This window comes from Blastochloris viridis (assembly GCF_001402875.1).
GTDB classification, from domain to species: Bacteria; Pseudomonadota; Alphaproteobacteria; order Rhizobiales; family Xanthobacteraceae; genus Blastochloris; species Blastochloris viridis.
In genome coordinates, this window is the sequence record NZ_CP012946.1 from 739,796 (window position 1) to 765,876 (window position 26,081).

At 69.2% G+C, this 26,081-nt stretch carries 23 protein-coding genes; 7 read left to right on the forward strand and 16 right to left on the reverse strand.

Going from position 1 to position 26,081, the window contains the following annotated elements; all coding sequences use genetic code 11:
• The first annotated feature begins 12 nt into the window (after positions 1-12).
• The 3 genes from mltG to gmk all read left to right on the forward strand — a co-directional run bounded on the left by mltG (position 13) and on the right by gmk (position 3,263).
• The gene (gene mltG, locus BVIR_RS03320) at positions 13-1,608 is read left to right on the forward strand and encodes an endolytic transglycosylase MltG (RefSeq protein WP_055036424.1); all 1,596 of its coding nucleotides are present in this window, start codon (positions 13-15) and stop codon (positions 1,606-1,608) included.
• 96 nt (positions 1,609-1,704) lie between these two features.
• Complete coding sequence (locus tag BVIR_RS03325; protein ID WP_055036425.1) at positions 1,705-2,592, forward strand: YicC/YloC family endoribonuclease; 888 nt, start codon at positions 1,705-1,707, stop codon at positions 2,590-2,592.
• A gap of 50 nt (positions 2,593-2,642) precedes the next feature.
• Complete coding sequence (gmk, locus tag BVIR_RS03330) at positions 2,643-3,263, forward strand: guanylate kinase (protein WP_055036426.1); 621 nt, start codon at positions 2,643-2,645, stop codon at positions 3,261-3,263.
• 89 nt (positions 3,264-3,352) lie between these two features.
• Here the strand turns inward: gmk and rsmA are convergent, their stop codons facing one another.
• The 6 genes from rsmA to lptF form a co-directional block, all read right to left on the reverse strand.
• Positions 3,353-4,222, reverse strand: coding sequence for a 16S rRNA (adenine(1518)-N(6)/adenine(1519)-N(6))-dimethyltransferase RsmA (gene rsmA, locus BVIR_RS03335; protein ID WP_055036427.1), 870 nt, complete (start codon positions 4,220-4,222; stop codon positions 3,353-3,355).
• Positions 4,219-5,256, reverse strand: a complete 1,038-nt coding sequence (pdxA, locus tag BVIR_RS03340; RefSeq protein WP_236823683.1) for a 4-hydroxythreonine-4-phosphate dehydrogenase PdxA — start codon at positions 5,254-5,256, stop codon at positions 4,219-4,221. The genes rsmA and pdxA overlap by 4 nt, the downstream gene beginning before the upstream one ends.
• 147 nt (positions 5,257-5,403) lie before the next feature.
• Positions 5,404-6,348, reverse strand: coding sequence for a SurA N-terminal domain-containing protein (locus tag BVIR_RS03345; protein WP_055036429.1), 945 nt, complete (start codon positions 6,346-6,348; stop codon positions 5,404-5,406).
• A gap of 28 nt (positions 6,349-6,376) precedes the next feature.
• Positions 6,377-8,806, reverse strand: a complete 2,430-nt coding sequence (locus BVIR_RS03350) for an LPS-assembly protein LptD (RefSeq protein ID WP_055036430.1) — start codon at positions 8,804-8,806, stop codon at positions 6,377-6,379.
• A complete protein-coding gene (gene lptG / locus BVIR_RS03355) occupies positions 8,806-9,900 on the reverse strand; it encodes an LPS export ABC transporter permease LptG (RefSeq protein WP_055036431.1) in 1,095 nt (364 codons plus the stop codon). The genes BVIR_RS03350 and lptG overlap by 1 nt, the downstream gene beginning before the upstream one ends.
• A gap of 10 nt (positions 9,901-9,910) precedes the next feature.
• Positions 9,911-11,083, reverse strand: coding sequence for an LPS export ABC transporter permease LptF (lptF, locus tag BVIR_RS03360; RefSeq protein WP_055036432.1), 1,173 nt, complete (start codon positions 11,081-11,083; stop codon positions 9,911-9,913).
• A gap of 158 nt (positions 11,084-11,241) precedes the next feature.
• Here lptF and BVIR_RS03365 point away from each other — a divergent pair, with 158 nt between their 5' ends.
• Both BVIR_RS03365 and BVIR_RS03370 read left to right on the forward strand, forming a co-directional pair.
• Positions 11,242-12,750, forward strand: a complete 1,509-nt coding sequence (locus BVIR_RS03365; RefSeq protein WP_055036433.1) for a leucyl aminopeptidase — start codon at positions 11,242-11,244, stop codon at positions 12,748-12,750.
• 26 nt (positions 12,751-12,776) lie between these two features.
• Entirely contained in the window at positions 12,777-13,235 is a 459-nt protein-coding gene (locus tag BVIR_RS03370) for a DNA polymerase III subunit chi (RefSeq protein ID WP_055036434.1), read from the forward strand.
• A gap of 10 nt (positions 13,236-13,245) precedes the next feature.
• Here the strand turns inward: BVIR_RS03370 and BVIR_RS03375 are convergent, their stop codons facing one another.
• Positions 13,246-13,440, reverse strand: coding sequence for a hypothetical protein (locus BVIR_RS03375; protein ID WP_055036435.1), 195 nt, complete (start codon positions 13,438-13,440; stop codon positions 13,246-13,248).
• A 163-nt stretch (positions 13,441-13,603) separates the two neighbouring features.
• Complete coding sequence (locus BVIR_RS03380; protein WP_055036436.1) at positions 13,604-13,897, reverse strand: GlsB/YeaQ/YmgE family stress response membrane protein; 294 nt, start codon at positions 13,895-13,897, stop codon at positions 13,604-13,606.
• A 334-nt stretch (positions 13,898-14,231) separates the two neighbouring features.
• On the opposite strand from BVIR_RS03380, the gene BVIR_RS03385 reads away from it, so the two are divergent.
• Positions 14,232-14,690 carry a hypothetical protein gene (locus tag BVIR_RS03385; RefSeq protein WP_169788574.1) on the forward strand — a complete coding sequence of 153 codons (459 nt, stop codon included), beginning with the start codon at positions 14,232-14,234 and terminating at the stop codon, positions 14,688-14,690.
• 204 nt (positions 14,691-14,894) lie between these two features.
• Here the strand turns inward: BVIR_RS03385 and BVIR_RS03390 are convergent, their stop codons facing one another.
• The 3 genes from BVIR_RS03390 to BVIR_RS03400 all read right to left on the reverse strand — a co-directional run bounded on the left by BVIR_RS03390 (position 14,895) and on the right by BVIR_RS03400 (position 20,167).
• Positions 14,895-16,778 carry an ABC-F family ATP-binding cassette domain-containing protein gene (locus BVIR_RS03390; RefSeq protein WP_055036438.1) on the reverse strand — a complete coding sequence of 628 codons (1,884 nt, stop codon included), beginning with the start codon at positions 16,776-16,778 and terminating at the stop codon, positions 14,895-14,897.
• A gap of 91 nt (positions 16,779-16,869) precedes the next feature.
• Complete coding sequence (locus BVIR_RS03395; RefSeq protein WP_055038645.1) at positions 16,870-19,059, reverse strand: amylo-alpha-1,6-glucosidase; 2,190 nt, start codon at positions 19,057-19,059, stop codon at positions 16,870-16,872.
• Complete coding sequence (locus BVIR_RS03400; protein WP_060832931.1) at positions 19,049-20,167, reverse strand: glycosyltransferase family 4 protein; 1,119 nt, start codon at positions 20,165-20,167, stop codon at positions 19,049-19,051. Before BVIR_RS03400 ends, BVIR_RS03395 begins: the two co-directional genes overlap by 11 nt.
• Positions 20,168-20,347: 180 nt before the next feature.
• On the opposite strand from BVIR_RS03400, the gene BVIR_RS03405 reads away from it, so the two are divergent.
• Positions 20,348-20,746 (forward strand): winged helix-turn-helix domain-containing protein, encoded by a 399-nt coding sequence (locus BVIR_RS03405; protein ID WP_082416632.1) that lies wholly within the window; start codon positions 20,348-20,350, stop codon positions 20,744-20,746.
• A gap of 133 nt (positions 20,747-20,879) precedes the next feature.
• On the opposite strand, the gene modC is transcribed toward BVIR_RS03405, so the two are convergent.
• The 5 genes from modC to pyrC all read right to left on the reverse strand — a co-directional run bounded on the left by modC (position 20,880) and on the right by pyrC (position 25,890).
• Entirely contained in the window at positions 20,880-21,995 is a 1,116-nt protein-coding gene (gene modC / locus BVIR_RS03410) for a molybdenum ABC transporter ATP-binding protein (RefSeq protein WP_055036440.1), read from the reverse strand.
• A gap of 4 nt (positions 21,996-21,999) precedes the next feature.
• Positions 22,000-22,698, reverse strand: coding sequence for a molybdate ABC transporter permease subunit (gene modB / locus BVIR_RS03415; protein ID WP_055036441.1), 699 nt, complete (start codon positions 22,696-22,698; stop codon positions 22,000-22,002).
• A gap of 144 nt (positions 22,699-22,842) precedes the next feature.
• Positions 22,843-23,643, reverse strand: a complete 801-nt coding sequence (gene modA / locus BVIR_RS03420; protein WP_055036442.1) for a molybdate ABC transporter substrate-binding protein — start codon at positions 23,641-23,643, stop codon at positions 22,843-22,845.
• Positions 23,644-24,066: 423 nt separating this feature from the next.
• The gene (locus BVIR_RS03425; RefSeq protein WP_055036443.1) at positions 24,067-24,759 is read right to left on the reverse strand and encodes an orotate phosphoribosyltransferase; all 693 of its coding nucleotides are present in this window, start codon (positions 24,757-24,759) and stop codon (positions 24,067-24,069) included.
• 60 nt (positions 24,760-24,819) lie between these two features.
• Positions 24,820-25,890: a dihydroorotase gene (gene pyrC, locus BVIR_RS03430; protein WP_055036444.1), complete on the reverse strand. Its 1,071-nt coding sequence runs from the start codon at positions 25,888-25,890 to the stop codon at positions 24,820-24,822.
• Between the last annotated feature and the right edge of the window lie 191 nt (positions 25,891-26,081).

Sequence of the window (26,081 nt, forward strand, 5' to 3'; positions counted from 1 at the left end):
GAGGACCCGGACATGGCGGACAACCAGGACAGACTGGACGGCAAACCGGACAACACGCCGGGCGACGGCGTGCCGGGCGGTCTGGCGGGAGCGACGCCGGAGCGCGGGCAGCCTGCGCCGGCCGTGCCGGAGGCTCCAGCCAAGTCGCAGCTCCCCGAGCCGCCGCTCCCCGAGTCGCCGGGCCCCGTGGCTTCGGTCCCCACCACGGCGGAATTGCTGGCGGCATTGCCGGCCGAACCGCCGATCGGTGCGGGCGCGCCCACCGACGCGGACGCCGTCCAGAAACCGGGCCGTGAGGCGTCGGTTGCGACGCCCGCGGCCAAAATCGAATCGAACGGCGCCGAATCGGCCAAGCTCGCCGCGGCCAAGCAGGCTGCCGCCAATGCGGCCGCTGCGAAGGTGGCGGCGGCGCGGGCGGCGGCGAAACAGGCCGCCGCGGCCAAGGACGCCGCGGCCAATGCCGCCAAGCGGGCCAAGGAGAGCCGACCGTCGCGGCGGGCGCGCCACCCGGTGGTGGCGATCGGCAGCGCCTTGATGACGCTGGTGCTGGTGGCGGGCCTTGCGGTGCTGGTGGGGATTTCCTACGGCGAGACGGTGCTGCGCAAGCCTGGGCCGCTGGTCGCCGACAAGATCGTCAATCTGTCCCGCACCCCCGGCTTCCGCGACATCGGCGACGTGCTCGAACGCGAGGGCGTGGTGGAGAACGGCTGGATGTTCGTCGGCGGCGTGCTGCTGCGCCAGGCCCGCCAGGAGCTGAAGGCCGGCGAATACCTGTTCCCGCGCGGCGCCAGTGTCGACGACGTCATCAGCCTCATCGTCTCCGGCAAGGCGGTGCTGCACCAGGTGACGATTCCGGAGGGGCTCACCTCCGAGCAGACGGTGGCGCGGCTGCTGGAAAACGAGGTGCTGACCGGGCCGATCCGCGAGATCCCGAAGGATGGCACGCTGCTGCCGGAGAGCTACCGCTTCAACCGCGGCATCACCCGCGAGCAGATCCTGCAGCGGATGGCGGCCGACCAGCGCCGGGTGGTGGCCGACATATGGGCGCGGCGCGCGCCCGACCTGCCGTTGCACTCGCCGGAGGAGCTGGTGATCCTGGCCTCGATCGTCGAGAAGGAAACCGGCAAGGCCGCCGAGCGGTCGCGGGTCGCCGCAGTGTTCGTCAACCGGCTGCAGCGCCGGATGAAGCTGCAGTCGGACCCGACCATCATCTACGGGCTGGTCGGCGGCAAGGGCACGCTCGGCCGGCCGATCATGCGCGCCGATATCGACCGCCCGACCGCCTACAACACCTATGTCATCGATGGCTTGCCGCCGGGGCCGATCGCCAATCCCGGCCGCGCCGCGCTGGAAGCCACCGCCAACCCGATGCAGACGAAGGAGCTTTACTTCGTCGCCGACGGCACCGGCGGCCACGTCTTTGCCGAGACGCTGGAGGAGCACAACCGCAACGTGGCGCACTGGCGCGAGATCGAGCGCCAGCAGAACGGCCAGGCCGCCCCGGCTTCCGCGCCGCCCGCCGCGGCGACGCCACCCGCGCCGGCCCCGGCGAAGCCCGCCCCCCGGACCCCGGTCCGGCCGCCGCCCCAGCCGCACAGCGGGCAATAGGATCGCTTGGCTTGCCTTGTCCCCTCCCGCCCTCCTGGCTAAGGTCCGGCGGCCCTGCCGACCCCGATCCCTCTTTTCCGGCGGGGGGAGTATTCCATGTCCGTCGCCAGCATGACCGGCTTCGCCCGCACTGAGGGCGCCGCCTTCGACACCTCCTGGGCCTGGGAGCTGCGCTCGGTCAACGGCAAGTCGCTCGATTTGCGCCTGCGCACCCCGCCCGGCTTCGACCTCATCGAGGCCAAGGTGCGGCCGCTGGTGCAGGCGCGCTTCGCCCGCGGCACCATCAACGCGGCGCTGTCGCTGTCGACCGTCGCCCGCGCCACCGAGGCGCGCGTGAACGAGCCGGTGTTGGCGGCGGTGATCGAGGCCTCCCGCATCATCGCCTCCCGCATCGACGCCCGCGCCCCCAGCCTCGATGGCCTGCTCGCGATCAAGGGCGTCATCGAGATTGTCGAGGCTGAGCCGGACGCCGAGCAGCGCGAGGCGCTGAACGCCGCCATCGTCGCCGGCTTTGAGGCGGCGCTGGCGGGCCTCGCTGACGCCCGCGCCTCGGAAGGCGCCGCCATTTGCACGGTGCTGAACGGCCGGGTCGACGAGATTGCCCGCCTCACCGACGCCGCCGAAGCCTGCCCGGCGCGTCAGGCCGAGGCGATCCGCGCTCGCCTGGCCGAGCAGATCCGCGTGCTGCTGGACGGCTCGTCCGGCCTCGACCCCGACCGCCTGCATCAGGAGGCGGTGATGCTGGCGGCGAAAGCCGACGTGCGCGAGGAGCTCGACCGCCTCAAGGCCCACGTCGCCCAGGCGCGGCGCCTGCTCAGCGACGGCGGGCCGGTCGGCCGCAAGCTCGATTTCCTCGCCCAGGAATTCGGCCGCGAGGCCAACACCCTGTGCGCCAAGGCCAATGACGTGTCGCTGACCAATATCGGGCTTGAACTCAAGCACGCGATCGATCAGTTCCGCGAGCAGGTCCAGAATCTGGAGTGACCGCGTTGAGCCATCCCGACGCCTGCCGTACCCCCGCCCGCCGTGGCCTGATGCTGGTGCTGTCCTCGCCGTCCGGCGCCGGCAAGAGCGCGCTGTCGCGCCGGCTGCTGGACGCCGACCCGATGCTGACGATGTCGGTGTCGGTCACCACCCGGAAGTCGCGGCCGGGCGAGGTCGACGGCGTGCACTACCACTTCATCGACCCCGCCCGGTTTCAGGCCATGGCGGCGAACGGCGAGCTGCTCGAATGGGCGCCGGTGTTCGACCACCATTACGGCACGCCGCGCGCGCCGGTCGAGGCGGCGCTGGCCGGCGGCCGCGACGTGCTGTTCGACATCGACTGGCAGGGCACCCAGCAGTTGCGTGAGGGCGTGCGCGACGACCTTGCCACCGTGTTCGTGCTGCCGCCCTCGGTCGCCGAGCTGGAGCGGCGGCTGCACACCCGCGCCCAGGACTCCGACGAGGTGATCAGGAAGCGGATGTCGAAGGCGGCGGGCGAGATGACCCATTATGCCGAATACGACTACGTCATCGTCAACGACGCATTCGAGCGGGCGTTCGAGGCGGTGCGTGCCATCCTGATCGCCGAGCGGCTGAAGCGCGAGCGCCAGACCGGCCTCAGCGAGTTCGTGCGCGGCTTGATCCGCGAGCTCGATCAGCCGGCGGGGTAACGCCACATCTGTCGTCGTCCCGGACCGACGCGCAGCGTCCGATCCGGGACCGTCAGCAGAAAGATCACAGTCTCCACCCGGTTCCGGGACTACGCTTCGCTCGGCTCGGTACGACGGGTGTCGTCTGCACTCAGCGCGTTGGCCAGCGCCACGAAGCCTTCGATCGGCACGGTCTCGGCGCGCTGGGTGGGGTCGAGCCCGGCCTGTGCGATCAAGGCTGCCGTGTCGCCGCCCAGCGATTTCAGCGACTGCCGCAGCATCTTGCGACGCTGGCCGAACGCCGCCGCCGTCACCCGCTCCAGCACCGCGCACGAGCAGGCGAGCGGCGCCGCCCGCGGAACGAGCTGCACCACCGACGAGGTCACCTTGGGCGGCGGCACGAAGGCCGACGCCGGCACGTCGAACAGAATTCGCGCCTCGGTGCGCCAGCCCGCCAGCACGCCGAGCCGGCCGAAGGCGTCCTCGCCCGGCCGGGCGGTGATGCGCTGGGCGACTTCCTTCTGGAACATCAGCGTCATCGAGCCGTACCACGGCGGCCAGCGCTCCGAGGTCAGCCAGTCGACCAGCAGCACGCTGCCGACGTTGTAGGGCAGATTGGCGACGATCCTGGCCGCGCCGCCGGCTGCCGCGGCGAGGTTCACCTTCAGCGCGTCGCCTTCGATCACCTCCAGCCGGCCGGGATAGTGCGCGGCGATCTCGGCCAGCGCCGGCAGGCAGCGGGCGTCGCGCTCGACCGCGACCACGCGGGCGGCGCCGGCCGCCAGCAGGGCGCGGGTCAGCCCGCCCGGACCGGGCCCGACCTCGACCACGGTGACGCCGTCGAGCGGGCCGGCGGCGCGGGCGATGCGCGAGGTCAAGTTGAGGTCGAACAGGAAGTTCTGGCCGAGCGCCTTGGTGGCGCTGAGGCCGTGGCGGCGCACCACCTCGCGCAGCGGCGGCAAATCGTCGATCTGGCTCATGGGGATGGTGTGGCGAGTCGATGCGCCAGCCGCAAGGCCGCAATCAGGCTCGACGGGCTGGCGTGCCCGGTTCCGGCCAGCTCGAAGGCGGTGCCGTGGTCGGGCGAGGTGCGCACGAACGGCAGGCCGAGGGTGACATTGACGGCGGTGTCGAACGCCAACGCCTTCGCCGGCGCCAGCACCTGATCGTGATACATGCCGAGCACGACGTCGTAGGTCGCGCGCGCGGCCGGGTGGAACAGGGTGTCGGCCGGTAGCGGCCCGCGGGCGTCGATGCCGGCGGCCCGCAGCGCCGCCACCGCCGGCCGCACGATGTCCTCATCCTCGCGGCCGAGCGTGCCGGCCTCGCCGGCGTGCGGATTGAGGCCGGCGATGGCGAGGCGCGGCCGGGCGATGCCGAAGCGGGCGGCGAGGTCGCGCGCGGTGATGGTCGCGGTCTCGACGATCAGATCGCGGGTGAGGCGGCGCGGCACCTCGGCCAGCGGGATGTGGATGGTGACCGGCACCACCGCCAGCACCGCCGACCAGATCATCATCACCGCTCTCGGTGGCTTTCCGGGCGCCGGCCCGCCGTCAGCCGCCAGCGCCGCCAGGAACTCGGTGTGGCCGGGAAAGGCGAAGCCGGCCTGGTACATCACCGATTTGGCGATCGGATTGGTGACCACGGCGCGCGCGCGGCCGGCCCTCACCAGCGCGACGGCCGCCTCGATGGCGGCGCGGGCGGCCGGGGCGCTGGAGGCGTCGGGCCGGCCCGGCGCGGCGGTGACCGGGTGGCCGGTGGCGAGCACTGGCAGCGCGTGGGGAAACATCGCGGCGGCGCTGTCCGGCGTTGCCGGCTCGACCGCAACGTCGAGGCCAAGGGCGCGGGCGCGGCCCTGGAACACGCCGGGGTCGCCGATCGTCAGGAAGGGCGGCAGCTTGAGGGCGAAGCGCTGCGCCCAAGCCTGCAGCGTGAGGTCGGGGCCGATGCCGGCGGGCTCGCCGAGCGTCAGCGCGAGCGGTGGCATGGCAGCCTGTTCGGCACGAATGGGCATCGGATTTGCGCCAGCACATGCCAGACGCCAAACCGTGGCGACCGGCTTGGTTCAATCGGCTTGGTCGAGGCTCCCGGAGCCCCGCCGATCCGACCGAACCCGATGGCCGCTCCAAGCCTACCGGCAGCCGGATTTGCGGCCAATGCTCTAGCGGTATTCGATCAGGGCGGCGCGGCGGAGCTCTGCAATATAGCGCTGGGCCTGGGTTTGCAGACGCTCGCTCACCAGCTCCTGGCGGATTTCGTTGTGCGCCACGGTCTGTCCGGCCAGGTCGCGACGGCTGCACACCGCCACCAGCTCGACGCCGGCCTCGGTTCGCTCCGGCGCCGCGGCTTTGCCGTCGGGGGTGTTGTTGAACAGATCGCGCAGTGCCGGGGTGAGGTCGGCGGAGGTCTTGCGGATCGGCGCGCGCACCACCACCTCGCGCAGGCCGCGGGCGGCGGCGATGCCCTCATCACAGCCCTGGAACCGGGATCGCAGCGCTTCGGCCTCGCGGCGGCGGGTGTCGATGACCGCGTCCGAGGCGCCGCGCGGCACCACGAACACCACTTGGCGCAGGGTGTATTCCGTCATCTGCTTGGCGCCGGACTGCTTGCGTGCATCCAGCGCTACGGCGACGTCCTTGTCGCCGACCTGCGCCACCACTTTGTAGCGGGCGCGCACCAAGCCGTTCCAGGCGATGTCGGCGCGCAGGCGATTCTTGAAGCTGCGCGCGTTCGAGCCCTGCGCATTCAGCATCTGACTGAACTGATCGGCCGACATCCGGGCGCGGCCAGCGACATTGGCGAAGGCGGTATCGACCTCGCTGTCGGCCGGCACGGCGCCGAACTTGGCGGCCTCGCGAAGCTTCAGCCGCTCGTCGACCAGCTCCTCGACCACGTCCTTGCGGCCCGGCGTGCGGCCCTGGTTGATCAACGTCAGCAGCCGGGTGCGATGGGCGACGTCGAGGGTGGTGATCGGCTCGCCATTGACGAGGGCGACGACCTGGGCGGAGGCCGGGGAGGCCAACGCACATGCGCCGGCCATCACGGCCGCACCAAGACAAACGATGCGGACCTTGGTCCGCCAGACTGCCAGCAGCGAAGACATCATGGCCGCTCTTTCCACCAGATTGCGGCGGTTACTGGGTCGTCGAGCCGAGACTGGTCGAAAAGCCGCCTTCACCCAGCGTCCGCAGATCGATCTTGAACATGATCTTGTGGACGTTCTCGGCGTTTCCGCTCTCGGTATAATCGGTGATGTAGTTCACGCTGAGGCCGACGCAATCGTCCAGGTATCTGATGCCGTAGTTGGTGGTGTCGATCTTGTCGTTGACGATGTCGTAGCGCACCGCGGCAGTCACCGACCAGCGGTCGGTCACCTTTATGCCGGTCGAGCCGACCACGGCTTCGCGCCAGGCGGTGTAGCCCAGCAGCGGCTGCGGCGCGTAGCGGCCGTAAAGGCCGCCAAGCGTGATCCGCTCGTAGTTCGCGCTGGCCTGCACCTCAAGCCGGCGAACCGAGAAGTCGTCGTCGTCGAAGCGATAGTGCGACGACACCGCATAGGTCTTGTCGGCCTGATAGGAGACGCCGGCGACATAGTCCGACTTGGTGGTCTCCAGGCCGGAGTCGAGGCCGGTATTGGCCATGTCGCCGACCGCGAACGAATTGACGCCGAACAGATGGTAGGACTGGCCGAACAGCGCATTGACCGTGCCGGCGCCATTGAACTGCGCGGTATATCTGAGGCCGGCGTTGACGCGGCCGCCGCCCTCGACGCGGTCGTAGCCGGAATATTTGTCGATCGCGAACAGGTTGGTGTCGTCGAACACCAGACTCTGGGCGTCCTCGTTCGGCAGCTTGCCGATCTGGGTCTCGCTCGGGCGCACCACCAGCTGGGCGACCGGCTCCAGGGTCTGGGTGCCCCAGGACTGCACCCCCAGGAACGGCCAGCGGTACTCGACGCCGACCGCCGGCATGCCGCGGTTCACCACCTCGTTGTCGGTGCTGATGTACTCGGCGACATAGGCGCGGTCGGTGGCGTCGCGCCAGGCGGTGTCGCCGCGCACCTTCATGAACGGCGTCAGCACCTGACCGGTGGTCGGCTCGATCAGCGTCTTCTTCCAGTGAAGGTCGGCGGTCAGGCGGTTGTAGATGCCGGGCGAGCCGCGCATCAGGCAATTGTTGCGATTGACGTCCGTCGACAGCGACGAGCAGTCGACCGACGAGCCATTGATATTGTCGAAATCGGCGTCGGTGCGCGACAGGCTGGTGAGGTTGACGTTAAAGCCGAGCTCGCCGCCGAACACCGGCGGGGCGAACGTATAATTGTAGTCCAACACCGGGTGGACGATGGGAAGCTGCTTCTGGCGGTCGGATTCCGACAGGCCCATATAGTAGACCGAGCGTACGTCGAAGTAGCTGCGGTCGCCCTGTCCAGTCAGGAACAGCTGCGACCGGGTTTCCTTCTGGCCGAACACGTCGTTCTTGTTGAGATCGTAGTCCTGCAGGAAGGTGCGGTCGGACAGCAGCATGGCGTCCCAGCCCCACGACCAGCGCTCGTTGAGCCAGAACTCGCCGTGGGATTCGATCAGGCCGCGGTCCTCGCGATAGCCGGGCGTGTAGCTGACGCCGTCGGTGCGGACGAAGACGCTCAGGTCCTCCTGGTGGATGCCGGCGGCGCGGATGGTATAGGCGCCGTTGATCAGGCGCTGGCGCCACTCGGCCTGCATCAGCAGGCCCTGCTTGGACGTCATGGTCGGCGTCAAGGTGAGGTCGTAGTCCGGCGCGATCGCCCAGAAGTAGGGCATCTCGATCGCGGTGCCGATCTTGGTGGTCTGGCGGAATTGCGGCATCAGGAAGCCGCTCTTGCGCGTCACCGTCGGGTCGGGATGCGAGAAATAGGGGAACCACGCCACCGGGAAGCCGAACATCTCGACCGTGGCGTTCTCGTAATAGACCATCCGCTCACCCTCCTTGTGGATGATGCGGGCGGCCTTGACCTGCCAGGCGACCGGCTTCTTGGGGTCTTCCTTACAGGGTTCGCAGGCGGTGTAGACGCCGGAGCGCAGCACCAGCACGTCGCCGTCACGACGGTCGGCGCGGGCGGCGGCGAAGTGGGTCCGGTCGGCGCCCTCCAGACGCAGCGAATCGACGAAACCCTGCTTGAAGTCCTGGCTGAGCTCCAGCCGCTCGGCATAGATGACGTCGCCCGACTTGGTTTTCAGCCGGACGTTGCCCTCGCCGTACATCAGGTTGGTGCGACGGTCGTAGGTCACGCGCTCGGCTTCGAGCACAGCGCCGTCATTGTAGATCTGGACGTGGCCGACCGCGGAGACGCGCTCGTTCTGGTAATCGTATTGCAGCTCGTCGGCGGTGACGAGCATCTCCTTGCCGGCCTGCAGCTTGGGCGTGGCGAGGCTGGAGCCGAACGCGGGGCCGGACGATTGGGCCGCCACCGGGCCGGTCCAGGCGAGCGCGAGAGCACCGGCGGCTGCGCCAAGCAGGAGCGCGCGCGCCAGCACAGACCCGAGCCGAGCGGGGCGATGAGCGGATCGGACACGACCAATCATCACCCGTCCTCCTGCTGAAGCAGCACCATGAACCCCAGCAACACAGTTGCCGCGGCTGGTCCCCAGGCCGCTGGCACAACACCAATCATTCCCGCCGAAGCTAGATCTTCAGCGAGTTCGGAACCGACATAAAGCAGAAACCCGGCGACCACGCCACCCAGAATCATGGGGGCGACGCCGCCGACCCGGAAGAACCTGAGACTGACCGCCGCCGCGATCATCACCATGGCGAGGAACAGCAGAGGGCGCGCAATAAGGCTCTGATACTGAAGCTGGAAACGCGCTGGGGATAACCCGGCCTCGCGGGCGGCGACGATGGCGTCCGGCAGATCCCAGAACGACACCGAGTCGGCCTTGGACAGCGAATCGCGCACTTGGTCGGAGGTCAGGGTGGTGGCGAGGCGGTAGGATTCGAAGGAGCGTGGCTGGTTTGCGGCGGAGAAGATTCGCACCGTCTCCAAAACCCAGGCGTGGTCCTCCAGCCGCGCGGTGGCGGCTTCGATTCGCTCCACCAGCTGGCCGGCATTGTTGAGCGTCAGCACGATCACGCCGGTGAGCCGGCGGCCGCTGTCGGCGGCGGCCTTGGCGTTGATGATGGCAGGCCCGCTCTCGCTCGACTGCCTGAGCCAGACGTCGCCATTCTCGCCGCCCTGGAAGAACACCGATCGGCTGCCGAAAATCTCGGCCTCCAGGACGTTGGCGTGCTCCTTCAGCGCCGACGACACCGGGTTGTAGACGGTGGTGGCGAACAGGCCGACCGCGAGGCTGCAGGCCACGGCGGGGAAGATGAACTGCCACACCGACACCCCGGCGGCGCGCGTCACCACCAGTTCCAGCCGCCGCGACAAATTGAGGTAGCTGCCGATCGCCGCGAACAGGATGGCGAACGGCATCATCTGCTCGGCCATCGCCGGCACCCGCGACAGCGTGATCTGGGCGAGCAGGCCGACCGTGGCGTTCGGGGTGTCGCCGGTGCGGCGCAGCATCTCGACGAAATCGACCACGGCGATCAGCATGGCCGATCCCAGAAACACGATCACCAGCGCTTCCAGGAAGCGCCGGGCGAAATATGTTCCCAGGGTACGGCCGATCATTCGCGCTCCTTCAGGCTTTCAGCGGACGGATCAGGCGAGCGAGCTGGCCGGACACGGCGTTGCCGGCGCGATCGAGTGCCGTCGCCCCGGCCAGATTGAGGCGACCCGAGCCCACCAGATAGCCGAGCACGATGGCGACGATCGGCAGCAGATAGGCCAGCGGCACGAACGCCGGCGAGCGCACGATGAGGCCGCTGGCGGCGAAGCCGAGCAGCCTCAGCACGCCGGCCGCGGCCACCGCCGCGGTCGCCGCGGCGCTGCGGCCCTCGCGGGTCGACCGGGCCTGACCAAGAAACGCGAACGCACACATCACGAACGCCAACGGGTAGAGCGGCGTCACCAGCCGCTCGTGGATCTCGGCGCGGTAGCGGCCGGGCTGCATCCGCAGATAAGGATCGGCCGGATCCGGGTACAGAAGCTCGATAAAGGTACGCTCGCGTGGTTTATAATAGATTTCCGGGCGCTCGCCGGAAAACTGCGACAGGTCGAACGCGTAGCGCTCGAAAAACACGATCGAGGTATCCTGTTCGCGCGCAGTACGCCGTTGCAGGCTGCCGTCCTGAAGAACGAGGAACATGCCGCTGTCGGAGTCGATGATCTGGCCCTTTTCGGCGAGGTAGATCATCTCTTGGGCCGGATCGCGGCGGTCGGCCACCACCAGGCCGTTCAGCTCGCCGTTCGGCTGGCGATCGCGGATGTGGAAGGTCAAGCCCTTCTCGACCGAGGTGAACCGCCCAGGCTGCACGATGTTGGCAACCACGTCCGCCCGGATCTTGGTGATTTCCTGGCGCAGCAGCCGCATCGATGCCGGCGCGAAATAGACGCTGGTGGCGCCGACGACCAGCGAAACCACCAAGGTCAGCAGCACGATCGGCCGCACCACGTGGCCGGGCGACATGCCGGCCGACGTCATCACGATCAGTTCGGAGTCCGATCCCAGCCGGTAGTAGGTAAAGATGACCGCCAGGAACAGCGCGATCGGGGCAATGACGAGGAACAACAGCGGCAGCGACAGGCCGGTCACGACAAAAAAGACCAGGATGGTCTGCCCCTTCGACGTCAGCAGGTCGAACTCGCGCAACGCCTGCGTGACCCAGATCACGCCGGTGAGCGTGATGAGAACCATCGCAAACCCCGACGTCGCCATCCGCAGGACATAAAGCTCGATGCGGTGCAGCCCCAACCCAATACCTTCCCGTCAAATGCCCACCGCTCGATTAGACCCTGTTTGGGGCATCAGGGGGGCGTCGATTTCGGCCGCCCTGTCAGTTTTCCGAAGCTGTTGCCATTACGGCACACCCCGCCGTATTCCTGTTAATCCCTTCCGGAGTACCCCGCCCCATGTCGCACCTGCCGAAAATTTCGTTCGCCAAGCCGCCGGTGGCCGCCGATGCCGGCGTCCTCGTCGTTTTCGTCGATGACCGGCTGCAGGCCGGGCCCGCCACCCGCGCTGCGCTGGAGCCCGCCGCCGGGCTGATCGAGCGCGCCGCGGCGGCGGACCGCTTCAAGGGCAAGCTGGGGGCAACGCTCGACCTGCTGGCTCCAAGCGGGCTCGGCGCGGAGCGGTTGCTGGTGGTCGGGCTGGGCGCGTCGGCCGAACTCAAGCCCGCCGACCTGCTCAAGCTGGGCGGCATCGTGATGGGCAAGCTGCCGAGCGCGGCGAAGGAAGCGACGGTCGTGGTCGAGCGGCCGAGCGGGGAGCTGTCGCCCGGCGAGATCGCCGAGTTCGTGCTCGGGCTGACGCTGCGGGCCTATGCGTTCGACCGCTACAAGACCAAGAAGAAGGACGACGGCGAGGAGGACGAGCCGAGCCGCGCCCGCATCACCCTGGTCACGGCCGACGACAGCGCCGCCAAGAAGGCTTGGCGCGGCCGCGAGCCGGTGGCCGCCGGCGTGGTGCTCGCCCGCGACCTCATCAACGAGCCGCCGAACGTGCTCACGCCGGAGGAGTTTGCCCGCCGCGCCGAGGCGTTGTCGAAGCTCGACGTCGACGTCGAGGTGCTCGACCCCAAGGCACTGAAGAAGATCGGCATGAGCGCGCTGCTCGGCGTCGCCCAGGGCTCGCGCAACGAGCCGCGGGTGGTGGTGATGCGCTGGAAGGGCGCCGGCGGCGAGGGCAAGCCGATCGCTTTCATCGGCAAGGGCGTTACCTTCGATTCGGGCGGCATCTCGATCAAGCCGGCCGCCAGCATGGAGGACATGAAGGGCGACATGGCCGGCGCCGCCGCCGTGGTCGGCCTGATGCACGCGCTGGCCGCGCGCAAGGCCAAGGTCGACGTCGTCGGCGTGGTCGGGCTGGTCGAGAACATGCCGGACGGCGAGGCCCAGCGCCCCGGCGACATCGTCGCCTCGCTGTCGGGACAGACCGTCGAGATCATCAACACCGACGCCGAGGGCCGGCTCGTGCTGGCGGACGTGCTGTGGTACGTCAAGAACCGCTTCAAGCCGCAGGCGATGGTCGATCTCGCCACCCTCACCGGCGCCATCCTGGTTGCGCTCGGCCACGAGCACGCCGGCCTGTTCGGCAACAATGACGAACTGGCCGACAAGCTCACCGCCGCCGGCCAGGCCACCGGCGAGAAGCTGTGGCGGCTGCCGCTGACCGGCGACTACGACAAGCTGATCGATTCCAAGGTCGCCGACATGAAGAACACCGGCGGCCGCTTCGCCGGCTCGATCACCGCCGCGCAGTTCCTGCAGCGCTTCGTCGACGGCACGCCGTGGGCCCACCTCGACATCGCCGGCACCGGCATGGGCGCGCCGGCCAGCGACATCAACAAGAGCTGGGGCGCGGGCTGGGGCGTGCGGCTGCTCGACCGCCTGATCGCCGACAATTACGAGGACCGCTGAGCGGTCCTCCGGCCGGGGTCGCGGTGATGACCGAGGTTCTTTTCTACCACATGCTGAGCCGCACGCTGGAGCAGGCGCTGCCGCCGCTGTTGGCGAAGTGCCTGGAGCGGGGCTGGCGGGTGGCGGTGCAGGCGACATCCGAGGAGCGCGTCGCCGCGCTCGATGCCCACCTGTGGACCTTTGACGAGGAGAGCTTCCTGCCGCACGGCCCCGCCGGTGAGCGCGACGCCGCCGACCAGCCGATCTTGCTGACCACGTCTGCGGCCAACCCCAACGGGGCGGCGGTACGCTTCCTGGTCGACGGTGCCGATCTCGGCGAGGCCGCCGCCTATGCGCCCTACGTGCGGGCGGTGTTCCTGTTCGACGGCCACGACGAAGACGCCGTCGCTGCCGCCCGGGTACGCTGGACGATGCTGAAGGCGGCCGGCTTCGAGGTCGCCTACTGGCGTCAGAGCGAAGCCGGGCGCTGGGAGCGCAAGGGGTGAGGCTGGCCTATCAAAGCCAGCGGCGCCGCGGCGGCGGCTCGTCCGGCTCGCGTTCGGGCTGCTGGTCGCGGCCTTTGAACATCTTGTAGGCGAAGAGGCCCAGCGCCACCGCCATCAGCTTCGAGCCCCAGCCACTGCCGCTGCCGCGGGTCCGTTCGCCGCGCGGTCCGTTGCGCATGCCGCGGACGATGTCTGACAAGCCCATGTTCGCCTCCTGAAAACGCGTTCCCGCGTCACGTCACCGGTGACGTCGGATCTTGCGAAATCCGGCCGCCGGTGTTGAAGTATCGCCCCATCCGATTGGGTCGGATGGGGTGCCAAAGCACGTTGCTGCGTTTGGTCGGAATTTCCGACGCCGCCGGCATGCACTAGAGCCAGCGCCGTCCGCCGGGCTCCGAGGGCGGCGCGGCGCCGCGCCCGGCAAACCGGTTCCAGATGAACAGCACGATGAACGCGCCAAAGGTCGCGCCGATCAGGCCGGCGCCCTGGTCGAAGCGATACCAGCCGATGCTCTGGCCGATGAAGGTCATGATGAAGGCGCCGGCAATGCCGAGCGCTGTGGTCAGAATGAAGCCCTTCGGCTCGTTCGGCATCGGCGAAATGAGCCGCGCGATGATGCCGGCGACAAATCCGATGACGATGATCCAGATAATGCCCGACACGCCAGTGTCCCCCTTGTGATCAGTCTCCAGGACGTTTCCGAGAGACAATAGCAATCGAGCGGAGAAGTTCCTGTCCGGCTTGCTCGTGGCGGATGCCGCAGCGACGAACGGATCATCCCTCCAAGATGCCATCCACCCCGGCCGGCGTGCTGAGCTGAACCTTGGCCGCTTCGGCCGTCGGATTGATGTGCGGGCCGGGCGCTCACATGGTGGACATCGCGCCGGTTGCAATTGCATTGCTGCGCGTTTGGCGCAAACGTGCCGGCCAACACCGAAGCTCCAGCTCCGGCTGTGAGGCTCCGGTTCGCATCATTCAACGTGCCGGGTTTGCGCCATGTCTGAGATCATTCGGCCTGCGGGCGATCACCTCGCGATTCCGGAAACGAGTTCGTCGGCCCGACACCGCACCATGGGCATCGGTGTTGGTCTTGCCGCGGTGCTCGTCGTGGCGGGGTGCGGCGGGCCCTCGCCGCTCGCTTCGGAGGCGGTCGGGGCGCAGCCGGTGCCGCCGAGCGCCCTGGTCAGCGCCGAGGGCACCTGCGCGGACGCGCCCGAAGGCGCCGCGGCGCCGGCCAAGCTCGATTTCGGCCTCACCGAGTGCGACGTGCTGCGGCTGGTCGGCCCGGTCGACCGGGTCGAGGTCGGCGATACCCACGGGGTGCGGGTGGTGACGATGACGTCGTTCGCCGGCGCCCGCCCCGGCGTCTATCGCTTCGAAGCCGGCCGGCTGAAATCGCTGGAAGCCATGCCCGAGCCGGAGAAGAAGAAAGGCAAGCCCGCGGCGCGGCATTGAGCGGGCAGGGTCGTTCCGGTCATGGCGGGTTGTCGTCCCGGGCAAGCGGCGAAGCCGCGTGACCCGGGACCGTGTTCAGAAAGGGTGTCTTGTTCTAAAGACGATCCCGGCTCGGCGCTGCGCGCCGTCCGGGATGACGGGGCGCGAAGATCGGTTCCAGGTCCCGCTGACGATCGCCCGTGACGACGACGTTTCGCCCGACCGTTACCCCGCGGTTGCCGCCTCATATTCGGCGGTGGCCTCCAACCAAGCCTCCTCTGCGGCGGCAAGCTTGGTCGCAGCGTCGGCCCGCTGCTTGGCGAGGCGCGTCGCTTTCGCCGGATCGCGGGTGTAGATGTCGCCGTTCGCCAGCGTGGCGTCGATCTCGGCGATTTCGGTCTCGCGGGCCGCGATCTCCTTCTCCGCCGCGGTGACGCGCTTCTTGATCGGCGCTGCCGCAGTGCGGCGCTCGGCGGCGGAGCGACGCTCCTCGGCGCGGGAGGGTCGGCTGTCGGCCTGCTGCCGCGGCGCGCTGTCGCCGGAAGCGCGCGCCAGCACCAGCTTGCGGTAGTCGTCGAGGTCGCCGTCGAACGAGGTCACCGTGCCGCCGCCCACCAGCCACAGCTGGTCGACGGTCGCAGCGATCAGGTGGCGGTCGTGCGAGATCAGGATCACCGCGCCGGGAAAGTCGTTGATCGCCGAGGCCAGCGCGTCGCGGGCGTCGACGTCGAGATGGTTGGTCGGCTCGTCGAGGACGAGAAGGTGCGGGCCGCGGAACGTGGCGAGCCCGAGCAGCAGGCGCGCCTTCTCGCCGCCCGACAGCTTCTCGACCGGCGTGTCGGCGCGCTCGCCGGGAAAGCCGATCTGGGCGGTCTTGGCCCGCACCTCCGCCTCCCCCGCGGTGCGCATCAGGGCGCGGACGTGCTCGCACGGGCTCTCTTTGGGCCGAAGCTCGTCGAGCTGGTGCTGGGCGAAATAGGCGATCTCCAGCTTGTCGGCCACCGTCATGCGGCCGGCGAGCGGGGCGAGGCGGCCGGTGATCAGCTTCGCCAGCGTCGACTTGCCGTTGCCGTTGGAGCCGAGCAGGGCGATGCGGTCCTCGGTGTCGATGCGCAGATCGAGGCCGCGCAGCACCGGCCGGTCCGGCGCGTAGCCGACCGAGACGCCGTCGAGCGCGATGATCGGCGGGGAGGGCAGCCGCGCCGGCGCCGGAATGACGATCGGCACGGTGTCCTCGGCCACCAGCGCCGGCAGCGGCACCAGCTTCTCGAGCATTTTCATCCGCGATTGGGCCTGCCGGGCCTTGGTCGCCTTGTAGCGGAAGCGGTCGACGAAGGCCTGGAGGTGCTTCCTCTCGGTGTCCTGGCGCTTGCGCAGCCTGGCGTCGAGCATCTGCTTTTCGGCGCGCAGGCGCTCGAACGCCGAATAGCCGCCGCGCCACAGCGTCAGCCGGCCCTCGCCGAGGTGCAGCGTCCAGTCGACCGCCTGGTCGAGCAAATCGCGGTCGTGGCTGATGATCAGCACGGTGTGGGGATAGCGGCCGAGATAGTCCTGCAGCCACAGCGTGCCTTCGAGGTCGAGATAGTTGGTCGGCTCGTCGAGCAGCAGCAGGTCGGGCTCGGCGAACAGCACGGCGGCGAGGGCGACGCGCATGCGCCAGCCGCCGGAGAAGTCCGAGCACGGCCGCTGCTGCGCCGCCTCGTCGAAGCCGAGGCCGGCGAGGATGCGCGCCGCCCGCGCCGGCGCCGAGTGGGCGCCGATGTCGGCCAGCCGGGTTTCGATCTCGGCGATGCGGTGGGGGTCGGTGGCGGTGGCGCTCTCCGTGATCAGCGCGGCGCGCTCGGTGTCGGCCGCGAGCACGACGTCGATCAGTGCCTCGGGGCCGGAGGGTGCTTCCTGCGCCACCCGGCCGATGCGGGCGCGGGGCGGCAGGCTGATGCGGCCGGCGTCGGTCGGGTGCTCGCCGCAGATGGCGCGGAACAGCGTGGTCTTGCCGGCGCCGTTGCGGCCGACCAGCCCGACGTGGCCGCCGGTCGGGATCTGGGCCGAGGCGTTTTCCAGCAGCACCCGGCCGGCGATGCGGACCGTGATGGAGTCGATCGTGAGCATGGCGCTTGCGTCGCCCAAGCCGGCGGAGAATGCAAGGCGGATGACGCCGTCGAGCGACCGGCTTCGAGCGCTCGGCCGATCGCGGCACTGGTTACCGCGTCACCTGCACGGTTATGCGGGCGTCGCCGGTGGCGTGTTCGAGGTCGACCGACACCCCGCCGCCGAGCTGGCGCACCAGCAGGTCGGCGCAGGCCGAGCCCACCTTCAGCCCCCGCAGCCGCACCCAGTCGAGCCGGAGCGGCAGCACGGGGTTGTTGAGGCGGATTTCGCCGGTTTCCGGCTTGAGCTCCAGGCCGAGGCAGGATTGCACCAGCGAGAACGGCGTCGCCGACGCCCACGCCTGCGGTGAGCAGGCCACCGGATAGAGGGTGGGGCCGCGGCCGGTGCGGCGGCGAAAGCCGCAATAAAGTTCGGGCAGCCGGCGAAAATCCATGTAGGCGGCGGCATCCAGGATGGCGGCGAACACCCGCTGCACCGCCTCGCAGGCGCCGTAGCGAGCCAGGCCGCTGGCGATCAGGGCGTTGTCGTGCGGCCACACCGAGCCGTTGTGGTAGGACATCGGGTTGTAGCGCACCTCGCCCTCGGCCACGGTGCGGATGCCCCAGCCGGAGAAGAAGTCCCGCTCCATCAGGCCGCCCGCCACCCGCGCCGCACGGTCCGGTGTCGCCAGCCCGGCCCACAGCACATGGCCGGCATTGGAGGTGCGCACCTCGCAGCGGCGCTTGTCGCCGTCGAGCGCGAGCGCATAGCTGCCGATCGCCTCCGACCAGAACGTCTGCTCGACCCGGTCTGCAAGCTGTATCGCCTCCTCCTCCAGCCGGGCGCCGGCGGCAAGGTGGCCGAGCCGCCGCGCCAGCCGCGCCATCAGCGTCTTGGCGAGGTAGACATAGGCCTGGACCTCGACCAGCGCGATCGGCCCCTCCGCCAGCCGGCCGTCGGCGTGGAACACCGCGTCGTGGCTGTCCTTCCAGCCCTGGTTGGCGAGGCCGTTGGCGCTGGCGCGGGAATATTCGACGAAACCGTCGCCATCGGCGTCGCCGCAGCGGTCGATCCAGCCCAGCGCCGCGGTGGCGGCGGGCCACAGCGCGGTCAGCGCCTCGGTGTCGTTGGTGCGCTCGACGTAGAGGCCGAGCAGAATGAGGAATAGCGGCGTCGAGTCGACGCTGCCGTAGTAGCGCGCGAACGGCACCTCGCCGAGCGCGGCCATCTCGCCGCCGCGCATCTCGTGCAGGATCTTGCCGGGCTGGGCGTCGGCGGCGGCGTCGGTGACGCCCGCCTGCAGCGTGGCGAGGCGGAACAGCACGCCGCGGGCGATGGCCGGCGCCAGCCACAACATCTCGATTGCAGTGATGATGCCGTCGCGGCCGAACGTGGTCGAGTACCAGGGGATGCCGGCGTAGGGAAACGGCCCCTGCGGCGTTGTGGTCGTCAGCATCGCCAGATCGGCCATCGAGCGCCGCAGCACCTCGTTCAGGACCTGGTGGCTGGTTTCGATGCTGGCGATGTCGTGCGCCAGCGCGCGGCGGGCGCGGTCAACCGCCAGCAGCGCCGCGCCGAAGCCGAGCGGCGGGCGGTCTGGCGGATCGCAGGCGATGCTGATGAACACCGAGCACGGCTGGTCGGCCGCCAAGGTCACCCGCCAGGTGGCGGCGCTGGCGGCGAGCGTTTCCGGCGCCGGGTCGAAGCGAATCGCGGTGGTGCGGGTGCGCCCGTCCAGCCCGGCGCAGGCGATGCGGACTTCCGTGGCCGACACCACCTCGGTTCGGATCTGGCCGTGGCGCTCGCGCCGGGCGCCGCGCACCTCGAACAGGTCGGCGAAGTCGGCGGCGAAGGTGATGGCGAGGCCGAGCCGCACCGGCTGTTCGCCGTGGTTGCGCAGGCCGAGCCGGACGTGGGCGACGCCGTCCCACAATACCACCGACCGCACGATGTGGATGGTGTCCTTGGGCAGCAGAACCCGGCCGTCGAAATAGATGTCGGGGTTGGTGAGGTCGGCCGCCAGCGCCAGGTTGTCGTCGCGCACGGTGGAGCCGAGCAGCAGCGGCAGCGTGCCGTTGATCATCAGCTCCAGCCGCGACAGATAGCGGGTATCGGCGAAGAACAGCCCGTCGGGGCCGCCCTGGGATGCGCCGATGTCGCCATAGGAATCCAGCACCGCGAAGCAGTCGCCATGCTTCAATGTTCGCCGCGGCCGGGCCGAGGGTCCGGTCGCGGCGATGTAGAACGGCGACTCGCCGACAGTATCGATCAGGCCGGGAGCGGCCGAGGACTTAGCCGGCATGAGCCCCACTCTGCAGCAACGGCGCTGCGGGAGTTGACGGCCATGGCGTCGCGCGTTGCCGCATCGGCGACGTGTGAATCGGGCGCGTCAGCGTGCGATAGACGCCGAGATAGTCGCGCGCCATCCGCTCGGCGGTGAAGCGGCTCTCGAATTCGGCGCGGATGCGCCGACGGTCGAGCGAGAGCACCTCCGGCAGCGCCAGCAGCGCTTCGTCGAAGTCCTCGACGATGCGGCCGGTGACGCGGTCCTCGATCACCTCGGGCACCGAGCCGGCGCGGAAGGCGAGCACCGGCGTGCCGCACGCCATTGCCTCGATCATCACCAGGCCGAACGGCTCGGGCCAGTCGATCGGGAACAGCAGCGCGCGCGCCTCGCCAAGAAAGGCCGCTTTGTCGCGGTCGCCGATCTCGCCGATGAACTCGACGTCGTCGCCGAAGGCGATCTCGGGCCGTACCATTTCGCGGAAATAGCATTCGTCGACCCGATCGACCTTCGCCGCGATGCGCAGCGGCAGGCCGAGCGCGCGCGCCAGCCGGATCGCCTCAACCGGGCCCTTCTCCGGAGAGATCCGTCCGAGAAAGGCGAGGTAGCCGCCGCGCGGGTTGAAGGTCGGGTGCAGCAGATCCTTCGGCAGGCCATGATGGATGGTGGCGATGAAATTTGCATCGGCGATCGGCGTGCGCTGGGCGTCCGAGATCGAGACCAACGGCATATCGGCAAAGCCGCGGTAAAGCGCCGGCAGATCGGGCAAATCCTGCCGCCCGTGCAGCGTCGTCACCGTGCGGTGGGGCGAGCGGTGGAACAGCGGAAAGTGCAGGGCATCAATGTGGAAGTGCAGGATGTCGAACTCGTGGGCGCGCGCGCGCACCTTGTCGAGCATCAGCATGTAATAGGGGATGGGATCGACCACCGCCGGATCGAGCCACAGTGCGGTGCGCACGACGGGCACCAGCTCGGCGCGGGTCACCGAGTCGCCGCTGGCGAACAGCGTGACGTCGTTGCCGAGGTCCAACAGCGCGTCGGTCAGGAAGTGAACGACGCGCTCGGTGCCGCCGTAGTAGCGGGGCGGCACGCTTTCCATCAAAGGCGCGATCTGGGCGATCCTCATGGCATCCTCAGCTGCCCGATGCAACGACGCGGTCGGGCATCGGGTTGACAATTGTTCATGATCATCAAACGTTCTCGAACTCGGCCGGTTCCGCGCGCGGGCGCTGGCGCGGGGCGCCGAAAAGTGGCGCGTAGCTTGGCCGGTCGGTCTGGCGGGGTGGGCATAGGAGCGGAGGCGGGCATGCCGGTTCGGGCGGTGGCGAATCCGAAGGCGCGCGCCCTGGCGGGCCCGGTGGCGAACGCGGTGCCGCGCATCCGCATCGTGTTCGGCCCCGACATGCGGATCGGCCCGGGCAAGATGGACCTGCTGGAGGCGATCGGCCGCACCGGCTCGATCTCGGCTGCGGGGCGCGAACTCGGCATGTCGTACCGGCGGGCGTGGCTGTTGGTCGACGACGTCAACAAGCTGTTCGCCCAGCCGGTGGTGCGGGCCTCGGCCGGCGGCGCCCATGGCGGCGGCGCCCAACTCACCGCGTTCGGCCGTGCGGTGGTCGAGGCCTACCGGCGGGTGGAGGCGCGCACCCGCGCCGCCATTGCCGAGGAATTCGCGCCGTTCGCGGGCGACATCGTGGACTCATAATTCGTCATCCCGGCCAAGCGGCGGGATGCGTAGCATCCGCCGCGCGAGCCGGGATCGTTTGCAGGATTTTCTGAAGACGACCCCGGGTCTCGGCTGCGCCTCGCCCGGGACGACGAGGCACAAGACAACTGCCTTACGTTGTCGGTGGCTGCGAATGCACCAGCCGCGGCACGGCGCGTTCGTCGATCGACACGCTCTTGATCAGCGCGTGGACCTCGTCGCCGGCGTCGAGCCCCAAGCTGTCGAGGGCGAGCCGGGTGGCGAACGCGTAGAGCCTGTCGCCACCGACTAGCGCGATCACCACCAGCGCGAACGGGCCGCCGTCGGTCTCCACTCGCTCGACCGTGCCGAACAGTATGGTGCGCACGCTGACCTGGCCGGGCCGGCCGACCGCCAGCGTGACGTTGGTCGAGCGGATGGTGATCCGCACCGGGGCATGGCCGTTGTCGATACGTCCTGGCACCACGATCTCGCCGGCCGGGTGGCGGACGATGGTGACGGCGAAGTCGGGGTCGTAACGGACGACGTGACCTGAAATCACCGACACCGCGTCGAAGCGTTCGGAGGCGCTGGCGAGCAGGTTCGGCGCCAGCACCTCGGACGGGGTGCCGACGGTGGCGACCTTGCCGCCGACGATCTTGACCACGCGGGCGGCCAGCCGCGCCACCTCCTCCACCGCGTGCGAGACGTAGACGATGGGAATAGCGAACTCATCGCGCAGCCGCTCGATGAACGGTAGCACCTCAAGCTTGCGGTCGGCGTCGAGCGAGGCCAGCGGTTCGTCCATCAGCAGCAGGCGCGGGCTGGTCAACAGGGCGCGGCCAATGGCGACGCGCTGGCGCTCGCCGCCCGACAGCGTCGCCGGATAGCGGTCGAGCAGATGAGCGATGCCGAGCACCTCCACCACCGGCTCGAAACTCACCACGCGGTCGGCGGCGCAGGTGAAGAACCGGCCATAGCCGAGATTGGTCCTCACCTTCAGATGCGGAAACAACTGGGCGTCCTGGAACACCAGGCCGAGCCGGCGCCGGTGCGGCTTCAAGTTGATGCCGGCCGTGGTGTCGAGCAGCACGGTGCCGTCGACCTCGATATGTCCGCGCTGGGGCCGGGCGAGGCCGGCGAGCAGGCGGATCACCGTCGATTTGCCCGACCCCGACGGGCCGAACAGCGCGGTGACGCCGCTCTCGGCCTCGAACGCGACGTTGAGGGAGAAATCGCCCTGGCCGTGGCTGCAGTCGAACCGGATCATCGGCTCACTCGATCCGCATGCCGCGGCGGTCGCTGCGGCGGGCCAGCAGCTCGGACACCACCAAGGCGGCGAGCGAGATGACGACCGCCACCAGCGACAGGCGCAACGCGCTGGTCTCCGCGCCCGGCACCTGGGTGTAGCTGTAGATCGCCGACGGAATGGTCTGGGTTTCGCCGGGAATGTTCGACACGAACGTAATGGTAGCGCCGAACTCGCCCAGCGCCTTGGCAAAGCACAGCACCGCGCCGGCGATGATGCCGGGCAGCGCCAGCGGCAAGGTGACGGTGGCGAACACCCAGATCGGCGAGGCGCCGAGGGTCGAGGCGGCCTGCTCCAGCCGGGTGTCGGTTGCCTCGATGGTGAGGCGGATGGCGCGCACCATCAGCGGAAAGCCCATCACCGCGCATGCCAGCGCGGCGCCGGTCCAGCGGAACGAGAACACGATGCCGAAGGTCTGGTCCAGGAATTGGCCGACCGGGGCTCTGCGGCCGAAGGTGAGCAGCAGCGCATAGCCGGTGACCACCGGCGGCAGCACCAGCGGCAGGTGAACGAGGCCATCGAGAATGGTCTTGCCGGGAAAGTGGCCGCGGGCCAGCACCAGCGCCGTCAGGATGCCGAGCGGCAGGCTGCACAACGTCGCCACACCCGCGATCTTGAGGCTGAGCAGGATCGCGACCCATTCGTCCGGTGTCAGTGTCCCCATCGGGCGGGGGCGTCCTTCCATCAATGCCCGCCGCAACGCTCATGCTTCGAGACGGCAGCTTGGCTGCCTCCTCGGCATGAGGGTTGCGGCGAATATCGGATCATTCGTCGAGGCGCGGGCGCGAACGCCGCAGCGCGCACAGTGTCACGTCTTCGGCACGATGGTGAAGCCCTGGCCGGTCAGGATCGTCTCGGCGGTGGGCGAGCGCAGATAGGCCAGGAACTCGGCGGCGTCCGGGTTGGCCGAGTTGGCGGTGATGGCGATCGGGTACAGCACCGGGTCGTGGCTGTCTGCCGGGAAGGTGTCGACCACCTTCACCTTGGGCTCGGACTTGGCGTCGGTCGAATAGACGATGCCGAACTGCGCCTCGCCGCGGGCGACCAGAGCGAGCGCGGCGCGCACGCTCTCGGCGCCGGCAATCCGGGGCTCGATGTCGGCCCACACCCCGAGATTGGTCAGGGCCTGCTTGGCGTAGTTGCCGACCGGCACGGCGGGAATGGCGCCGGTGGCGAGGCGCGAATCGCCGATCGCCTTGGCGAGCGGGAAGCCCTTGGCGATCTTGAGATCGGTGGTGGCGTCGAGCGGGGCGATCAGCACCAGCGCGTTGCCGAGCAGGGTCTCGCGGGTGTCTTCCTTGATCAGCTTTTTCTCGGATGCCCAGTTCATCCAGCGCAGATCGGCGGAGACGAACAGGTCGGCCGGGGCGCCGGATTCCATCTGGCGGGCGAGGGCGGAGGAGGCGGCGTAGGAGAACGACACCTTCTTGCCGGTTTCCTTTTCCCAGGCGGCGCCGATGGCATTGAAGGCGGTGGTCAGGCTGGCGGCGGCGAACACCAGAACCGGCTTTTGGTCCTCAGCGGCGGCAGGACGCGGCGCGATGGCAACGGCGGCAAGGCCGGCGAACGCCAGCGCGGCGAGGCGGCGACGGGTGGTGGTCCAGGGCATGCGAAGTCCTTTCGTGAGGCGCTATTTTTTGATTTATATAGCGTAACGCAGCACACCGGCGCCCAAGTTTCAAGCTCAGCAGGATTACGTGGGGCAGTGGGGCGGATACCGCCAGCCGATCCTGCAAAATCAGAAGGAATTGAATGGTTTTCGCGCCGGCTGGCGTGGGGCTGAGCCGAATATTCGGTCTTCAATTGATCAAAATTTCAGCAATTGACGATGTTCGGCGCGGCAAGGTGGCCGGTGGCCTTGGCCGGGACGGAACGCGACTTGGCGCTCCGACGTCGGAGGCGGCCGAAATCTTGGGCATTGGCCGAATTCCGCAGCGGCAATGGCTGTTCTGCAGCCGGGCGTCGCCGCCGCGGCCGTCAGCACGGCAACGGCCGAGGCGTCTCAAGGAAGCCGCCTCGGCGATGGCGTCGATTATGCTGCTTCGACCGGGGTGCCGCCGTGGGCCAGCGACCATTGCTCCGGGGCGCTCAGGAACGCCTCGACCTCGCTGAGGGTGTGGCCGTCGAAATAGGCGCCGTCCTTTGCGACCTGCAGCACGTCCCACCAGGTGGCGAGGTAGTGGAGCTTGATGCCGAGTTCGGCCAGCTTGGTCTCGGCCAGCGGGAAAATGCCGTAGAAAAACACCACGAAGGCGTGCTCGACCACGGCGCCGCCGTTGCGAAGCCCGCTGACGAAATTGACCTTGGAGCCGGCATCGGTAGCGAGATCCTCCACCAGCAGCACGCGCTGGCCGTCCTTCAGGTCGCCCTCGATCTGGGCGTTGCGGCCAAAGCCCTTGGGCTTCTTGCGCACGTAGAGCATGGGCAGGTCGAGCCGGTCGGCCATCCAGGCAGCGTAGGGGATGCCGGCGGTCTCGCCGCCCGCCACGGCGTCGAACGCCTCGTAGCCGACCTCGCGCTCCATGGTGGTGGTGGCGAACTCCATCAGGCGGCGGCGCAACCTGGGGAAAGAAATCAGCTTACGGCCGTCGATGTAGACCGGGCTCATGCGGCCGGAGGTGAAGCGGAACGGCTCGTTCGCGTTGAACAGCACCGCGCGCACCTCCAGCAACATGCGGGCGGTTTCGCGGGCGATGGTGCGCTTGCCGTGGAACGTCTCAGTCATCGAATCCTCGTCGCAGGGAATTCTGGTCGCGGGCGGGACCGGCGGCGCGCCGCTCCCCGATCAGGCCCGGCCGGCGGGAACCCGGCGGCCGTCGACGCGCCAGGGGATCCGGGTGCCGCCCAGGAAGGGGTGGAGCGTGCCGAGGCCCGGCACCGGCACGTCTTCGGCCACCTCGGTGTCCTCGGCGATCAGCGTGATGCGGTCGGCGTTGAGCGGCAGGCCATAGAAGCGCGCGCCGTTCTCGGACGCGAACGCCTCGAACTTGTCGAGGGCGTTCTCCTCGGCGAAAACCCGGGCGTAGGCCGCGAGCGCGGTTGGCGCGCAGAACAGGCCGGCACAGCCGCACGCGCTCTCCTTGGCGCTGCGCAGGTGCGGCGCGCTGTCGGTGCCGAGGAAGAAGCGGGGATGGCCGGAGGTGACGGCGGCGCGCAGGGCAAGGCGGTGCTTTTCGCGCTTGGCCACCGGCAGGCAGTAGAAGTGCGGGCGAAACCCGCTGTGGAACATGGCGTTGCGGCTGAAGCTGAGGTGGTGCGGCGTCACGGTGGCGCCGGTGGCGTCGCCGGCGGCGGTGACGAACGCCGCGCCGTCTTCGGTGGTGATGTGCTCGAGGGTGATGCGCAACCTGTCGAACCGGCGGCGAATCGGGGCCAGCACCCGGTCGATGAACACCGCCTCGCGGTCGAAGATGTCGACGGCAGGGTCGGTCACCTCGCCATGGATCAGCAGCGGCATGCCGGCGAACTCCATCGCCTCCAGCACCCGGTTCAGCCGCTCAAGGTCGGTGACGCCGAACTGGGAATTGGTGGTGGCGTTGGCCGGATAGAGCTTGGCCGCGAAAAACGCGCCGCTGCGGTGGCCCTCGACCAGATCGTCCGGGTCGGTCTCGTCGGTCAGGTAACAGGTCATCAGCGGGTGGAAGTCGAGCCCATGCGGCAGCGCCGCCATGACGCGCGAGCGGTAGGCGGCGGCCTCGGCGGCGCGGCGCACCGGCGGCACCAGATTGGGCATGATCACGGCGCGGCCGAAATGGCTCGCGGTAAAGGGCAGAACGGTGGCCAGCATGGCGCCGTCGCGCAAATGCACGTGCCAGTCGTCCGGTCGGCGGATGGTGAGCGATGAGAACGTGGCCATGGGCTGTGTCTAAACCATCCGTGCGCGCTCCGCGACAGGAAGGTTACTGGCAGGGTGCGCCTGCGCGGGCCGGACACCGCGGTGGATGAAATCGCGCGACTGCCCCGCCGCGGTTGCAAATTCCGCCTTGAAAATCAACGATCGGCGGCCGCGCACCCGGCGGTGGCGCCGGCGGCCGGGGCACGGCGCAG

What these genes read in the sequence shown, in the direction of transcription:
- BVIR_RS03375 (WP_055036435.1), bottom strand. Translation starts at nt 13,440, where the DNA reads ATGGGCTTGTCAGACATCGTCCGCGGCATGCGCAACGGACCGCGCGGC.
- BVIR_RS03365 (WP_055036433.1), top strand. Translation starts at nt 11,242, where the DNA reads ATGTCGCACCTGCCGAAAATTTCGTTCGCCAAGCCGCCGGTGGCCGCC.
- pyrC (WP_055036444.1), bottom strand. Translation starts at nt 25,890, where the DNA reads ATGGCCACGTTCTCATCGCTCACCATCCGCCGACCGGACGACTGGCAC.
- mltG (WP_055036424.1), top strand. Translation starts at nt 13, where the DNA reads ATGGCGGACAACCAGGACAGACTGGACGGCAAACCGGACAACACGCCG.
- BVIR_RS03350 (WP_055036430.1), bottom strand. Translation starts at nt 8,806, where the DNA reads ATGATTGGTCGTGTCCGATCCGCTCATCGCCCCGCTCGGCTCGGGTCT.
- modC (WP_055036440.1), bottom strand. Translation starts at nt 21,995, where the DNA reads ATGATCCGGTTCGACTGCAGCCACGGCCAGGGCGATTTCTCCCTCAAC.
- BVIR_RS03395 (WP_055038645.1), bottom strand. Translation starts at nt 19,059, where the DNA reads ATGCCGGCTAAGTCCTCGGCCGCTCCCGGCCTGATCGATACTGTCGGC.
- gmk (WP_055036426.1), top strand. Translation starts at nt 2,643, where the DNA reads ATGCTGGTGCTGTCCTCGCCGTCCGGCGCCGGCAAGAGCGCGCTGTCG.
- BVIR_RS03325 (WP_055036425.1), top strand. Translation starts at nt 1,705, where the DNA reads ATGTCCGTCGCCAGCATGACCGGCTTCGCCCGCACTGAGGGCGCCGCC.
- BVIR_RS03390 (WP_055036438.1), bottom strand. Translation starts at nt 16,778, where the DNA reads ATGCTCACGATCGACTCCATCACGGTCCGCATCGCCGGCCGGGTGCTG.
- rsmA (WP_055036427.1), bottom strand. Translation starts at nt 4,222, where the DNA reads ATGAGCCAGATCGACGATTTGCCGCCGCTGCGCGAGGTGGTGCGCCGC.
- BVIR_RS03345 (WP_055036429.1), bottom strand. Translation starts at nt 6,348, where the DNA reads ATGATGTCTTCGCTGCTGGCAGTCTGGCGGACCAAGGTCCGCATCGTT.
- BVIR_RS03385 (WP_169788574.1), top strand. Translation starts at nt 14,232, where the DNA reads ATGTCTGAGATCATTCGGCCTGCGGGCGATCACCTCGCGATTCCGGAA.
- BVIR_RS03400 (WP_060832931.1), bottom strand. Translation starts at nt 20,167, where the DNA reads ATGAGGATCGCCCAGATCGCGCCTTTGATGGAAAGCGTGCCGCCCCGC.
- lptG (WP_055036431.1), bottom strand. Translation starts at nt 9,900, where the DNA reads ATGATCGGCCGTACCCTGGGAACATATTTCGCCCGGCGCTTCCTGGAA.
- BVIR_RS03405 (WP_082416632.1), top strand. Translation starts at nt 20,348, where the DNA reads ATGCCGGTTCGGGCGGTGGCGAATCCGAAGGCGCGCGCCCTGGCGGGC.
- pdxA (WP_236823683.1), bottom strand. Translation starts at nt 5,256, where the DNA reads ATGCCCATTCGTGCCGAACAGGCTGCCATGCCACCGCTCGCGCTGACG.
- BVIR_RS03425 (WP_055036443.1), bottom strand. Translation starts at nt 24,759, where the DNA reads ATGACTGAGACGTTCCACGGCAAGCGCACCATCGCCCGCGAAACCGCC.
- BVIR_RS03370 (WP_055036434.1), top strand. Translation starts at nt 12,777, where the DNA reads ATGACCGAGGTTCTTTTCTACCACATGCTGAGCCGCACGCTGGAGCAG.
- modB (WP_055036441.1), bottom strand. Translation starts at nt 22,698, where the DNA reads ATGGGGACACTGACACCGGACGAATGGGTCGCGATCCTGCTCAGCCTC.
- modA (WP_055036442.1), bottom strand. Translation starts at nt 23,643, where the DNA reads ATGCCCTGGACCACCACCCGTCGCCGCCTCGCCGCGCTGGCGTTCGCC.